Genomic DNA, 12,928 nt, shown 5'->3' with positions numbered 1-12,928 from the left:
CTACGCCATGGCGTTGTGCAAGTTGCCCTTGCGCCACACCAGCCGTCCGAGCGTAATCGACCAATTGAGCACGGATACCCCCAGCAGGATCAACAGCATCATCGACAAACCTTTGTCGATGATGATTTTGCCGGCAAGGAACGGGAACCCGAATACACCAACAAAATAAGAAAGGCTGAACAGGGGCTTTGACACGACCCTATTGCGTTCACCCTCGAAAACCATGAGAAACCCTGAGTGATTGGACCGAACACGCAGTGTGCGTGGCGGGCCGGAACAGGGTAAATCCAGGATTTTTGATCTGAAGGTAAGTTGCCACACACCTAACGCAGGCGGCAGCCCCGCAAGGGGCTGCCCTCCAGCGTGGCGACAGGGCAACGCGCGACTTAATTCAGTCGGTAGTCTGCACTGCTGCGGTGTCGGCGGCAGAGGTCTGCGACTGCGACTGCGACTGCGCTTTGGACTTCGCCCGGTTGCGGCGGTCCTGGCTACGTTGCCGCGAGGCTTGCTGCTTCGCATGCAGTGCCTGGGCGGCGGTCACAACGCCAGCTGCCTGCCCGTTCAGGTCCAGACGCGGTGCATCTTCCACCATGCTTGCCCAGTATCGAGCACCCCGGCACCACGTAGAAATGCCCAGTTTCAGCTGCTCACGGGTTAACCCAAGCAGCTCCAAGTGTTGCTCGGCATCCTTGAAAATGCCCTCCTTGAGCGGCACCTTGGGGGCAGGATTGACCGGGAAAGCCAAGGGAAAATGCTTCTGCAGAGGCCAAATCGCTGCCACCGCCGGGTCCTGCTCACGCGGCTTCGCCTGCGCGGGCGACTTGCGCTTGGGCGGTTTCGGGCTATCGGCCTTGGTCTGCCCTTTTTCCGCCCGCAGGCGGTCACGTAGCTCAGCTAGTTGTTCAAAACCCATCGTTCATTCACTGCTTCGAAGTTGTTTGCGTGGCATAAGGATACCCCATGCAGCCAGCATATTGCTTGCAGGCCAACTTTCCCGGCCAGCCGGATGCGACGCACAAGCCCCTCAGCTGAACACCCAAAGCACGCGCGTGGGCTTGTCGGTGAGGTTGGCGTAACGAAAACTGGCATGGGGTTGCAACTGAAAACTGTCACTGGCGCGCAGCGTGACCGGCTCACCGCCGTCCAGCCAGACGGTCAGTTCGCCTTCGAGCACGAAGCAGCCTTGCTCCGAGCTGTCGTCCAGGTACTCTTCGCCACTGCTGGCCCCCGGCTGCAAATGGCTATCGAGCATGGAGAACGCCCCCGTTATCGTGGGGGATGCCAGCACATCGGTGATGCCGCCGGCCAGATGCAGCGTGCGGCGCTCGTGAGGGCGGGTGACCCAGTCGAGCTCGCGGGGTTTGTCCAGCTTGTAGAAGTAGGCGGTCGAGACACCGAGCTCTTCGCTGATGGCAGTGAGGTCGGCCACGGTCGGGCGCGATACGCCGCGTTCGACCTGGGACAGAAAGCCTACCGAACGGCCGATGCGCTGGGCCAGCTCGCCCAATGTCAGGCCTTTGAATTTGCGCAGGTCGCGAATCAGTACTGCCAGGCCTTCGATTTCTTCGTGCACTTTCATAGTTGAATCGCGACTTTCGGATGGGTGATGAATGCCCTGAAAAGTACATGATTCATCTCACAAAGCAAAATGCTTCAGGGTTCGCTGGCTGTCAGCCAAGCCAGCGCCCACAGTTGCAATGCATGTCTCAACCCTGTGGGAGCTGGCTTGCCGGCGATGGGATGCGAAGCAGCCCCTTTCTTACCGAACAGCTTCGTACGTCAGGTCCAGGCACTTGCGAGCCTTCTGCACCAGCTCGTCGATCTCTTCGACACTGATCACCAGCGGTGGCGCGATGATCATGGTGTCGCCCACGGCGCGCATGATCAGGCCGTTGTCGAAGCAGTGCTGGCGGCAGATCATGCCGACACCTTTGCCTTCATAACGGGCGCGGGTGGCCTTGTCCTTCACCAGCTCGATCGCACCGAGCATGCCCAAGCCGCGGACTTCGCCTACCAGCGGGTGGTCGGCCAGTTCGCGCAGGCGTTGCTGCAGATAAGGTGCGGTTTTATCGTGCACCTGCTGGATGATCTGCTCGTCGCGCAGAATGCGCAGGTTCTCCAGGCCCACCGCAGCCGCTACCGGGTGGCCGGAATAGGTGAAGCCGTGGTTGAAGTCGCCGCCTTCGCTGATGACCTTGGCCACTTCGTCACGCACGATCACTCCGCCCATGGGGATGTAACCGGAGGTCAGGCCCTTGGCGATGGTCATCAGGTCGGGCTTGAGGTCGTAGTAGTCAGTACCGAACCACTCACCGGTACGGCCGAAACCGCAAATGACTTCGTCGGCGACGAAGAGGATGTCGTACCTGGCCAGGATTTCCTTGACCTTCGGCCAGTAGGTCTGCGGCGGGATGATCACACCGCCGGCGCCCTGGATCGGCTCGGCGATGAAGGCGGCAACGTTGTCCACGCCAACTTCGAGGATCTTCTTCTCCAACTGCTCGGCCGCCCACACGCCGAAGTCGGCCTCGGTCATGTCGCCGCCTTCACCGAACCAGTAGGGCTGCGGGATGTGCACGATATCCGGGATCACCCCGCCCTGCTGGTGCATACCGCTCATGCCGCCCAGGGCCGCGCCCGCCACGGTAGAGCCGTGGTAACCGTTGATGCGGCCGATGATGACGTTCTTGTTTTTCTTGCCCTTCAACGCCCAGTAATGGCGAACCATGCGCAGTACGGTGTCGTTGCCTTCGGAGCCGGAGCCTGTGAAGAACACGTGGTTCATGCCTTGCGGCGCCACATCGGCGATTGCCTTGGCCAGCTCCAGCGCAGGCGGGTGGGCAGTCTGGAAGAACAGGTTGTAGTAAGGCAGCTGCTTCATCTGCTGGCTGGCGACCTCGGCCAGCTCGTCGCGACCATAGCCGACCGCCACGCACCACAGGCCCGCCATGCCATCGAGAATCTTGTTACCTTCACTGTCCCAGAGGTACACGCCCTTGGCCGAGGTGATAATGCGCGGGCCTTTCTCGGCCAGTTGTTTGACATCGCTGAACGGGGCCAGGTGGTGGTCGCGGCTCAGCGCTTGCCAGGCCTGGGTCTGCGAATTCTGTTCACTCATTGACTTCACTCCATCAAGTTGCGCAGCGGTGCTGCGCGGGTATTTTCGTAGGTGGGCAAGGTGGCTGTTCAGGCGGACAGCAACAGCCTCTGGCGCAGCACCGAGCGCTGCCGGCAGGCCTTGCCGAATGACTGGAAGATGGCCAGGTACTGCGGGTTGTCCATGACCTGGAACTCCGGGTGCCATTGCACGGCCAGGGCAAACCCCTTGCTGTTCTCGACCGAAATCGCCTCCACCAGGCCATCTGGTGCCAATGCTTCCACCCGTAGCCCCGGGGCCAGTACATCAATGCCCTGGCCGTGGATGGAATTGACGTCGAAGATCGCCGGCAAGCCCATGCGGTCGAGCAGGCCACCGGGTTCCACATGCATGGTGTGACGCGGGCCATACTGCTTTTCGATGGGCTCGCCCTTGCCTTCGCGGTGATCCATGAACACCCCAGCCTCGTGGACCTTCTGGTACAGGGTGCCACCCAACGCCACGTTCATTTCCTGAAAGCCACGGCAAATGCCAAGTACAGGCACACCGGCGGCGATGGCCGCACGCATCAGCGGCAACGTGGTGGCATCACGCAAAGGGTCATGATGGGTGCCTACCGCACTGGCCGGGCCGTTGTAGTGAAACGGCTCGATGTTGGACGGCGAACCGGTGAAGATCAGCCCATCCACCACGTCGAGAATATCGGCGCTGTCCATCAGGTCACCGAGGCTGGGGATCACGATGGGCAGCCCACACGCCGCTTTGGCGGCCGCGCGTGCGTACTTCTCGGCGATGGTCTGGGTGGCATGCTGCTCAATCATGCTGGTGCATGCGGTAATGCCAATAACGGGCACACGTGGCATATCTTCCTCCGGCAAATCGGTATTGCGCGTGGTATTCAAACGTTGAAAAAGCGTCTGTTCGGACCGCAGCAGTCAAAGGAACCAGCGGTATTCGCGGGCATCGATGTGGCGCATGAAGTCCAGTTGCTCCTGGTATTTGTTTTCGCAATAAACCATCACGAACTCACTGCCCAGGCCTTCGTTGACCACCGGGTGGTGACGCATGGCGGCCAGAGCGCTGAGGGCATCCTTGGGGAAGTCGATGCCGCTCTGGCGGTTGTCGTTCAACGGCGCAATGGGTTCCACGCCACGGTCCAGGCCATGCTCCATCCCGGTCAGGATGGCCGCCAGCACCAGATACGGGTTGGCATCGGCGCCCGCGAGGCGGTGCTCGATGCGCAGGTTGCGCGGGTCGGATTCCGGGATGCGAATGCACGCATCACGGTCCTCGAAGCCCCAGCTGGCCTTGCTCGCCGCGTTGACCATCGCGCCATAACGGCGGTAGGCATTGTGGTTGGGGGCAAAGATCGGCATGCAGTGCGGCAGCAGCTCCAGGCACCCTGCCACCGCATGACGCAGCTTGCGCTGCTCGGCACCGGCCAGGATGTTGTTGCCGGCGTCGTCGTACAGGCTGACATGCACATGCATGCCGCTGCCTGGCGCGTCCAGGTACGGCTTGCTCATGAAGCTGGCACGGTAGCCGTGCTTCATCGCGATACCCCGGGTACTGCGGCAGAACAGCGCCGACCAGTCCGCCGCGCTCAGGGCATCGTCGCTGTGGGAGAAGTTGATTTCGAACTGGCCGGGGCCTAGCTCAGCGGTGATCACGTTCGCCGGCACGCCCTGCTCGTTGGCGCCATCGACCATCTCGTGCAGCACCGACGAGAAGCGCGACAGCCGCTCGATGTGCATGTTCGGTTGGTCGTCTTCGTCCCCGGTTGCCGTGTCGCGCGGGTACTGCGGCAGGCCGTTATCGAGCTTGCGGTCGAACAGGTAGAACTCCAGTTCGAACGCCACCACCGGGCGGATACCACGCTTGGCCAGGCGCTGAAGCACGCGAGCCAGCACTTCTCGGGGTTCGAACTCGATCGGCTTGGCAGTGCCGTCGGAGGTGATGAGCATCTGGGCGATCACTTCCTTTTCCCAGCGCACCGGCTTGAGGGTGCCCGGTACCAGGCGCCGCGCGGCATCCGGGTCGCCGTCGGCGAAGCAGTAGTCACCAATCGGGTAGAGCCCACCCTGGGTGCCCAGCAGCACGCAGTTCTGCGGCAGTTTCAAAGGCGCACCGGCTGCGACTTTCTCCAGCATGTCGATGGGGTAGCGCTTGCCATAGAAATGCCCGGGGATATCCAGTGCAATCAAGTCGACATAGCGTATTGCCGGGTGTTCTGCTCGGAACGAGCGCACTTCAGCCAGCAGATCCGGAAAGATGACACTCATCTTCTTATCCTTGTGAGGTGAACGAATTCAATTGAAGACCCAGAGCACACGGGTGGTCTTTTCCGTCAGGTTGGCGTAACGGAATTGCGCGTGGGGTTGCAGCTGGAAGCAGTCGTTGGCTTGCAGGGTCACGGCGTCACCCTGGTCCAGCCATACCGTGAGCTCGCCTTCGAGCACGAAGCAGCCCTGCTCGGAACGATCGCTCAGGTAGTCCTCGCCACTGGTGGCGCCGGGCTCGAGATGGCTGTCGAGCATGGCGAACGCGCCGGCGATGGTCGGCGAGGCCAGCACGTCGGTAATGCCCGACTCCAGGTACAGCGTGCGCCGCTCATGGGGGCGCGTGACCCAGCCGATGCTGCGGGGCTTGCTCAGGTTGTAGAAGTACGCGGTGGATACGCCGAGCGCTTCGCTGATAGCGGTGAGGTCCGCCACGGTCGGGCGTGAAACACCGCGTTCGACCTGGGAGAGAAAACCGACAGAGCGGTTGATGCGCTCGGCCAGTTCACCCAAGGTCAGGTTCTTGAATTTGCGCAGGTCGTGAATAAGGATCGCGAGGGCTTCAACCTCTTCGTGCATCTTCATCGTTTCGGACTGCCGTGAAATTTTTATGTTTATTTTTCATGAAAAATTACACTAAAAATTTCACGAGTCAAGCTGCACGATGAAAAACCGCTGCCGCGAAAAGAGCGCTTGAGGTTCAGGAGCTTGAATTGAAGGCGCTGGCGCGGGTTTCTTTAAAGGTGCTCAGGGAGTAGCCTCGGCAATGAATTTTTCCAGCCCGGCCATTGCCAACGTCATGCCAAACGGTTTCCCTGAATTGCCCTCGCTTAATGCGCTACGCGTGTTTGAAGTGGTCGCCCGCCACCTTAACTTCCGCCTGGCCGCCGAAGAATTGGGCGTGACCCAGGCGGCAGTTGCACAACAGATACGCGGGCTGGAGGCAAGCCTGAACCTTCGCCTGTTCGAGCGCCTGCCCCGGGGCCTGGCACTGACCGATGCAGGGCTGGGTTACAGCGGCAGCATCCGCAGTGCCCTGGCCATGATCGATGAGGCGACACGCCTGCTGCGGCCACAATCAGCGCACCTTACGGTCAGCGTTACCCCGACCTTTGCCTCCAAATGGCTTATTCCCAGGCTGGGCAGTTTTGCGCAAAGCCACCCGGACATCGATTTACGTGTGCTGGCTACAGATCGACTGTCCCACTTCAACACCGATGGCGTGGATATCGCCGTCCGCTATGGCAAGCCCGAAATCGGCGCAGGCCTGAACAGCGAACTGTTGATGGAGGATCGCATCGTCGCAGTGGCCAGCCCTGCGTTATTCGAGGGCAGCCAAGTCCCCGCCAGCTTCGAGCAACTGCAAGATTTCATCATGCTCCACGATGCCCATAACTTCTGGCCTCAGTTCCTTGCTGCAGTGTTTCCGCAACACGTGCAACCGACCGCCAAGAACCTGCGGTTCAATCAGACCTCATTGGCCATTGATGCGGCCATCAGTGGCCAGGGCATTGCGTTGGCCAGCCTGGCGTTCGTCAGTGATGACATCGTCGCCGGCAGGCTGATTCAAGTCTTCGCTCAGCAGCTCAGGCTCGACAAGTCGTTCTATCTGGTGTGGCCACGCAAGCTGCAGCAGCCTGAGTCGCTTGGCGTCGTGCAACACTGGCTGAAGCAACAGACAGGCAATAGTTAATCTACGGTTAGAGCAAAGTTTAGCGGTCACCGGTACCGGTGAGGCTGTTGATAAGGTCGACCGAAGCCGCACACCGCCCTGCCCCGTCTTGTCATTTGCCAGGGCTTAGGGCAGGGTCGATATCACGGACATCTCTGCCAAGGAGTCACCCCATGTCAACGCTCTACTCCAGTATTGATCCTGAGGGGCTGGTCGAGTACTCGGTGGTGTACACCGACCGCTCGCTCAATCACATGTCTCAGGCATTTCAAGGCGTGATGAAGAACATTTCCAAGACCCTGAAACAGGTCTATGGCGCCCAGGCTGTTGCGGTAGTGCCGGGCAGCGGTACATTCGGCATGGAAGCAGTTGCGCGCCAGTTTGCCACTGGCCAGCAATGCCTGGTGATACGCAACGGCTGGTTCAGTTATCGCTGGAGCCAAATCCTCGATACGGGCAACATCCCGGCGGCCACCACGGTGCTGAAAGCCCGACCGGTCGACACGGGGCGCCAGGCGGCCTACGCGCCACCGCCTCTGGAGCAAGTGCTGGCGGCAATTGAGGCGCACAAGCCTCAGATTGTCTTCGCGCCCCACGTTGAAACCTCATCAGGGATTATCCTGCCCGACGATTACCTGCGGGCCGTCGGCGATGCCGTGCATGCAGTGGGTGGCCTGTTCGTACTGGACTGCATCGCCTCCGGCACGATTTGGGTCGATATGCACAAGTGCGCGGTCGACCTGCTGATCAGCGCACCGCAAAAAGGCTGGAGCGCCTCACCTTGCTGCGCCTTGGTGATGTTCAGCGCGTTGGCCCTCGAACGCATCGAGCACACACAGAGCAGCAGCTTTGCCTGCGACCTGAAAAAGTGGCTTCAGATCATGCAGGCCTACGAGCAAGGTGGGCATGCGTACCATGCGACCATGCCCAGCGATTCGCTCGCACGGTTCAACGACGTGGTGAACGAGATGCAAGCCTACGGCTTCGACAAGGTCCGCGCGGAACAACAGGCGCTAGGTGATCGGGTGCGCGCCCTGTTGACTGGCAAAGGCATCAAGAGCGTGGCCGCATCGGGCTTTCAGGCACCGGGCGTCGTGGTGAGCTACACCGATGATGCCGATATCAAGAGCGGCAAGAAATTTGCCGATCACGGCCTGCAGATAGCCGCCGGCGTGCCGTTGCAATGTGACGAGCCAGCCGACTTCCAGACCTTCCGCATCGGTCTGTTCGGGCTCGAAAAGCTGCACAATATCGAGCGCACGGTCAGCACCCTTGAGCAGGCATTGGACGAAGTGATGAGAGGCTGAGCCAGTACCCTGGCTGCAGCACCTGCCATATGGGTGCCTGACCCGACCTTGGCCCTTCTGGGCCAAGTCTGCCAAACGGTCATGGCAGTTCGCCTCGAGGGGGCTATCGTTGCTTGTCTGGGCAACGACTACCGACCGAGGGCGGTGCCATGAACACGACTGATCTACTCGAACAGCTGCTGCGCGCCGGACAAGGCTCGCGAGCGCAACAAGGGAACGGCGGCCTGGCATCGCAAGACGGCCTGGGCGGCTTGCTGGGAGGGCTGCTTGGCGGCGGCAGTGCAACGGGTGGCGCTGGCGGTCTTGGTGGTTTACTGGGCGGGCTTTTGGGTGGCGGCAGCGCGCTTGGCTCTACCCAGGGCCGCTCTGCGGGTGGCACCAATTATGCCGCGCTGGCGTCGTTGGGCATGATGGCGTTCCAGGCCTATCAAAGCTGGCAACGCAGCCAGGCAGCCGCCCCGCAACAGGCCATGCGTACGGTCGATCAACTGTCGGGCGCCGAAGCCGAAGGCCACAGCCATGCGGTACTGCGCGCATTGATCGCGGCAGCCAAGGCTGACGGTCGCATCGACGAGCAAGAAGAACAGTTGATCTACGCCGAAATCAAACGCCACACCAGCGACCCGCAACTGCAGCAATGGCTGGATGAGGAGGTTAGCAAACCACTCGATGCAGCCGAGGTGGCACAGTCTGCCCAGGACCCCGCCATGGCTGCCGAAATGTACCTGGCTAGCGTGATGCTGGTGGATGACCAGCAGCCCGCAGAGCGGGCCTACCTGGACGAACTGGCCAGCGCACTGCAAATCGATCCGACGTTGCAGGTGCACCTGGAGCAACAGGCCAAGGGTAATCAGTAACTACCCACCGTTGCCTCTACTTGCTGGCGAGCGACTGATTTGCCAGCGGGCAGCTCTGTGCGTTGAGAAAACGTGATGTTTTCAGCCAGTTCTGCTGCGGGTAATAGGCAAACACATAGCTACCGCGTTGCAACGTCTCGATCAGCTTGCCGGCAATGGCCGGCCGAACGGCAGGGCAGCCCTGGCTGCGCCCCAGGCGCCCTAGGCCGGGCACAACCTTGGGGTCGGCATACGCGGCGGCATGCATCACGATTGCCCGCGACATGCTGTTGTCGTTGAACCCCGGCTCCAACCCTTGCAGGCGCAGCGAGCGGCCATGCTTGCCGCTGTAGGTCTGGCCGGTTTCATACAGGCCGATGGAGGACTGGTAACTGTTCGGCGCGTTGGAGAACGTGGTCGGCACATCGGCGCCGCTGTTCTTGCCATGGGCGACCCACTCTTCGAACAGCAGTTTCCGGGCCCGCAGGTCGAACACCCACAGGCGTTTGTCACGCGAGGCCTTGGAGTAATCGATCACCGTCAGCAACTTGTTCGCGTCGTTGTGACTGGCGCATGAATAGGCAGTAAGGGCCAGGGCCAAGGTGGACAGGTTGGCGTTCGGCGCCAACTGCTGCAGCTCGGCAGCACTAGGCAGAGATTGCGCGTAGGCAGCAGGCCAGGCGCTCAAGAAAAACAGGCCAATACTGGCCACCGAGAGCCGGACGGCTCCGCGCAAAGGTTCAAACATCGACATAGGGTACCCTGTTGAAAACGTGTCTTATCTGCCTTGTTTGCAGCCAAAAACCGCTACTTTGCTTGATTTACTGAAGATTGCCGATCATTTCTTGACCAATGGTTTAGATTCTTCACTGCCCTCGGTGCTGATCACCGTGAATTGTCCATTGCTGCGGGTATCCCGAGTAGACGCCCAGTCGGTGATCACCAGCATCGTGCCAACGTCCATTGCCGCTCGTAGATGACGGCGAAATTCCGGGTTGATGTTCAATTGCCCCAATTGTTCATAAGGCGTATTTCCATACTCCGGGTTGCTCAAGCCCACCACTGACCAGCGTAAGGGTAGCCCGCCATCGAGTGCCAAGCTGGATGGCTTTTGCAACAGGGAATACACCGCCATGCCACTGCGATGCTGGCCGCTTTCAGCCGAAAGTGCCGGCGCCGAACCGATCAACTGGCCACCGCGGAACACGTAGGCCCGCAAGTCGGCGCGGCTGATCAGGATCGACAGTGGCCCAGCCGTCGGGTCTGGGTCGTTCCAGAACTGTTGGTTGTTCAATACCAGCGGGCCTTGGGCCTTGCCATCGCTGACCGTAGGCGCCAGCACGCCGGGGTGGTAGACCTCCACCGGCGCACTGTTGGTATCGGAAACGATGACAGTCGTCGAACTGAAACCGGTGACTTCGTACAGCTTCTTGGCAAAGTCCATCGGCAACCGGACACAACCATGCGAAGCGGGGTAGCCCGGCAGATGGCCAGCGTGCAAGGCAATGCCGTCCCACGTCAGGCGCTCCATATAGGGCATCGGCGCGCTGTTGTAGAGGCTGGATTTGTGCTCGACCTTCTTCTGCAGAATGCTGAATACCCCGGTGGGGGTTTCCCGGCCTGGCTTGCCGCTGCTCACGGTACTGACGCCAATGGCAATGCCATTGCGATAGACGTAGGCACGTTGCTCGGTAAGGCTCACCACCACGGTCACCGGCCCTACCGGCGAAACCTGCGGGTACCAGAGAAACTGGCCAGGCTTGAGGCTTTCGAGCTGGCTCCTCAGTGCGGCCGGGGTGGGCACCTGCAGTGGGGCTGCTTCGACCAAGGCAGCGGCAAGTAACAGACCCAGTCCGAGCGATACATGCGACATCGAAAAGCCCCCATAGAATCCTGTTGGCAGATTAGTCCGAACATTCCCTTGAAAGCCACCCGTTCAGCGCGTCAGCTCAACCTGGTGAACAGGTAAGCATCCCCGCCTGGCGCGTGCGGTAACAACTTTGCACAAAAAATGTGCACAAAATACCCACTTCTCGGCGAGGCGTATCACGCAAAAATGCCGAATGAAGGCTGTAGAAGGCTGGCCTCAACCGAACGCGTGGGTTGGTATGAATCTTGTGTGTATACAAATTCAATAATAAAAGTACACAACCATCATGGAGTCCCGATGGCGTCGATTTCACGTTCCGATGTTGGTCAGCTTGATGTTCTCCCCGCCGATACGGCCGAGCCCAATCAGCTGGCGTTGAGCCCGCGTCTGTACAGTGCCGACCTTGCCCCGACCCGCGCGGCCAATCGCACCTGGGGGCGTTACAGCCTGTTCGCGCTGTGGACCAACGATGTGCATAACATCGCCAACTATTCCTTCGCCATCGGCCTGTTCGCCCTGGGCATGAGCGGCGCGCAGATCCTCGCCGCCTTCGCGCTTGGTGCGCTGGTGATCTACGGCCTGATGAACCTGTCGGGCTACATGGGCCAGAAGACCGGCCTGCCCTACCCCGTCATGTGCCGTATCAGCTTCGGCATTCATGGTGCGCAGATCCCGGCACTGATCCGCGCGGTGATCGCTATCGCCTGGTTCGGCATACAAACCTACCTCGCCTCGGTCGTGCTGCGCGTGCTGCTGACCGCCATCGCTCCAGACCTCAAAGCCTACGACCAGAACTCGATCCTCGGTCTGTCGACGCTGGGCTGGATCACCTTCCTAGGCATATGGTGCGTGCAGGTGGCGATTTTTGCCTACGGCATGGAGATGGTGCGCCGCTTCGAGTCCATCACCGGGCCGATCATTCTGGTCGCCTTTGCCTGCCTGGCGGGCTGGATGTACTGGCGCAGTGGCCTGTCGATTTCATGGTCCAGCGGCAACGCGCCAACCGGCTCGACTATGTGGCTGAAAGTGCTCGGTGCCGCCGCGCTGTGGGTCTCGCTGTACGGCACCATGATTCTCAACTTCTGCGATTTTACCCGTAACTGCCCAGACCGCCGCACCATCAGCGTGGGCAACTTCTGGGGCCTGCCGGTGAACATGCTCGGCTTCGCGCTGATCGCCGTGGTACTGGCCGGCGCGCAGTTCAGCATCGACGGCAAGCTGGTGCAGGGACCGACCGAAATCGTCGCCGCCATCCCCAACACCGCCGGCCTGGTGCTGGCCTGCCTGGCCTTCCTGATCGTCACCGTCGCGGTGAACATCATGGCCAACTTCGTCGCCCCGGCCTACGTGCTCGCCAACCTCGCGCCGAACCTGCTGAACTTCCGCCGCGCCGGCTTGCTCAGCGCCGCCATCGCGGTGCTGATCCTGCCTTGGCACCTGTATAACAGCCCGTCGGTGATCGTGTATTTCCTCGGCGGCCTGGGTGCCCTGCTCGGCCCACTGTACGGAATCATCGTCACCGACTACTACCTGGTTCGCCGCAGCCGGGTAAACCTGCCGCAGCTGTACAGCGAAAGTACAGAGGCTGCCTATCACTACAACCGTGGGGTCAACCTGCGCGCTGTAGCGGCGTTCATCCCGGCTGCGCTGATCGCCATCGTGCTGGCGCTGGTGCCGGCGTTCGATACGCTGTCGCAGTTTTCGTGGTTCTTTGGGGCAGGTTTGGGCGGGTTGATTCATTACGCCATTGCCGATCGCAGTGCCCGCTACACCGAAGTATCCGGCGAAGGCATCGCAGTGGATAGCGCGCAGCACTGACAGGGGCTGGCTGCGCTACCACCGGTTTTCACTCTGGGACGTTAACAGC

Annotated in this window: 12 protein-coding genes and 1 pseudogene; 4 read left to right on the top strand and 9 right to left on the bottom strand. The window is 60.8% G+C overall.

Features of this window, described 5'->3' with window-relative positions; all coding sequences use genetic code 11:
• From ACNQP3_RS08835 to ACNQP3_RS08805, 7 genes and pseudogenes are all read right to left on the bottom strand, one after another.
• Positions 1-183 (bottom strand): annotated as a pseudogene (locus ACNQP3_RS08835) (MFS transporter); the annotation flags it as partial.
• 208 nt (positions 184-391) lie between these two features.
• Positions 392-913, bottom strand: coding sequence for a ProQ/FinO family protein (locus ACNQP3_RS08830; protein ID WP_264316941.1), 522 nt, complete (start codon positions 911-913; stop codon positions 392-394).
• A gap of 111 nt (positions 914-1,024) precedes the next feature.
• Positions 1,025-1,579 (bottom strand): helix-turn-helix domain-containing protein, encoded by a 555-nt coding sequence (locus ACNQP3_RS08825; RefSeq protein WP_012271450.1) that lies wholly within the window; start codon positions 1,577-1,579, stop codon positions 1,025-1,027.
• Positions 1,580-1,759: 180 nt separating this feature from the next.
• Positions 1,760-3,118 carry an aspartate aminotransferase family protein gene (locus tag ACNQP3_RS08820; protein WP_012271449.1) on the bottom strand — a complete coding sequence of 453 codons (1,359 nt, stop codon included), beginning with the start codon at positions 3,116-3,118 and terminating at the stop codon, positions 1,760-1,762.
• A 68-nt stretch (positions 3,119-3,186) separates the two neighbouring features.
• Complete coding sequence (locus ACNQP3_RS08815; protein WP_012271448.1) at positions 3,187-3,960, bottom strand: gamma-glutamyl-gamma-aminobutyrate hydrolase family protein; 774 nt, start codon at positions 3,958-3,960, stop codon at positions 3,187-3,189.
• Positions 3,961-4,032: 72 nt separating this feature from the next.
• Positions 4,033-5,379 carry a glutamine synthetase family protein gene (locus tag ACNQP3_RS08810; RefSeq protein ID WP_060493927.1) on the bottom strand — a complete coding sequence of 449 codons (1,347 nt, stop codon included), beginning with the start codon at positions 5,377-5,379 and terminating at the stop codon, positions 4,033-4,035.
• A gap of 27 nt (positions 5,380-5,406) precedes the next feature.
• Positions 5,407-5,961 carry a helix-turn-helix domain-containing protein gene (locus ACNQP3_RS08805; protein ID WP_264316940.1) on the bottom strand — a complete coding sequence of 185 codons (555 nt, stop codon included), beginning with the start codon at positions 5,959-5,961 and terminating at the stop codon, positions 5,407-5,409.
• Between the two features lie 214 nt (positions 5,962-6,175).
• On the opposite strand from ACNQP3_RS08805, the gene ACNQP3_RS08800 reads away from it, so the two are divergent.
• The 3 genes from ACNQP3_RS08800 to ACNQP3_RS08790 all read left to right on the top strand — a co-directional run bounded on the left by ACNQP3_RS08800 (position 6,176) and on the right by ACNQP3_RS08790 (position 9,212).
• Positions 6,176-7,069, top strand: coding sequence for a LysR substrate-binding domain-containing protein (locus ACNQP3_RS08800; protein WP_049773292.1), 894 nt, complete (start codon positions 6,176-6,178; stop codon positions 7,067-7,069).
• A 152-nt stretch (positions 7,070-7,221) separates the two neighbouring features.
• A complete protein-coding gene (locus tag ACNQP3_RS08795) occupies positions 7,222-8,355 on the top strand; it encodes an aminotransferase class V-fold PLP-dependent enzyme (protein ID WP_060515364.1) in 1,134 nt (377 codons plus the stop codon).
• A gap of 149 nt (positions 8,356-8,504) precedes the next feature.
• Positions 8,505-9,212 carry a tellurite resistance TerB family protein gene (locus tag ACNQP3_RS08790; protein WP_012271443.1) on the top strand — a complete coding sequence of 236 codons (708 nt, stop codon included), beginning with the start codon at positions 8,505-8,507 and terminating at the stop codon, positions 9,210-9,212.
• Between the two features lie 16 nt (positions 9,213-9,228).
• Here ACNQP3_RS08790 and ACNQP3_RS08785 read toward each other — a convergent pair whose 3' ends face one another.
• Positions 9,229-9,945, bottom strand: coding sequence for a murein L,D-transpeptidase catalytic domain family protein (locus tag ACNQP3_RS08785; RefSeq protein WP_060515366.1), 717 nt, complete (start codon positions 9,943-9,945; stop codon positions 9,229-9,231).
• Positions 9,946-10,029: 84 nt separating this feature from the next.
• Positions 10,030-11,064, bottom strand: a complete 1,035-nt coding sequence (locus ACNQP3_RS08780) for a L,D-transpeptidase (RefSeq protein WP_060493929.1) — start codon at positions 11,062-11,064, stop codon at positions 10,030-10,032.
• A gap of 294 nt (positions 11,065-11,358) precedes the next feature.
• On the opposite strand from ACNQP3_RS08780, the gene ACNQP3_RS08775 reads away from it, so the two are divergent.
• Complete coding sequence (locus ACNQP3_RS08775) at positions 11,359-12,879, top strand: NCS1 family nucleobase:cation symporter-1 (RefSeq protein WP_012271440.1); 1,521 nt, start codon at positions 11,359-11,361, stop codon at positions 12,877-12,879.
• Positions 12,880-12,928 lie beyond the last annotated feature (49 nt).

This window comes from Pseudomonas sp. LFS074, from assembly GCF_047978165.1.
GTDB classification, from domain to species: domain Bacteria; phylum Pseudomonadota; class Gammaproteobacteria; order Pseudomonadales; family Pseudomonadaceae; genus Aquipseudomonas; species Aquipseudomonas putida_P.
Note: the sequence above shows the minus strand (reverse complement) of the source record. Positions and strands in the feature narration are given on the sequence as shown.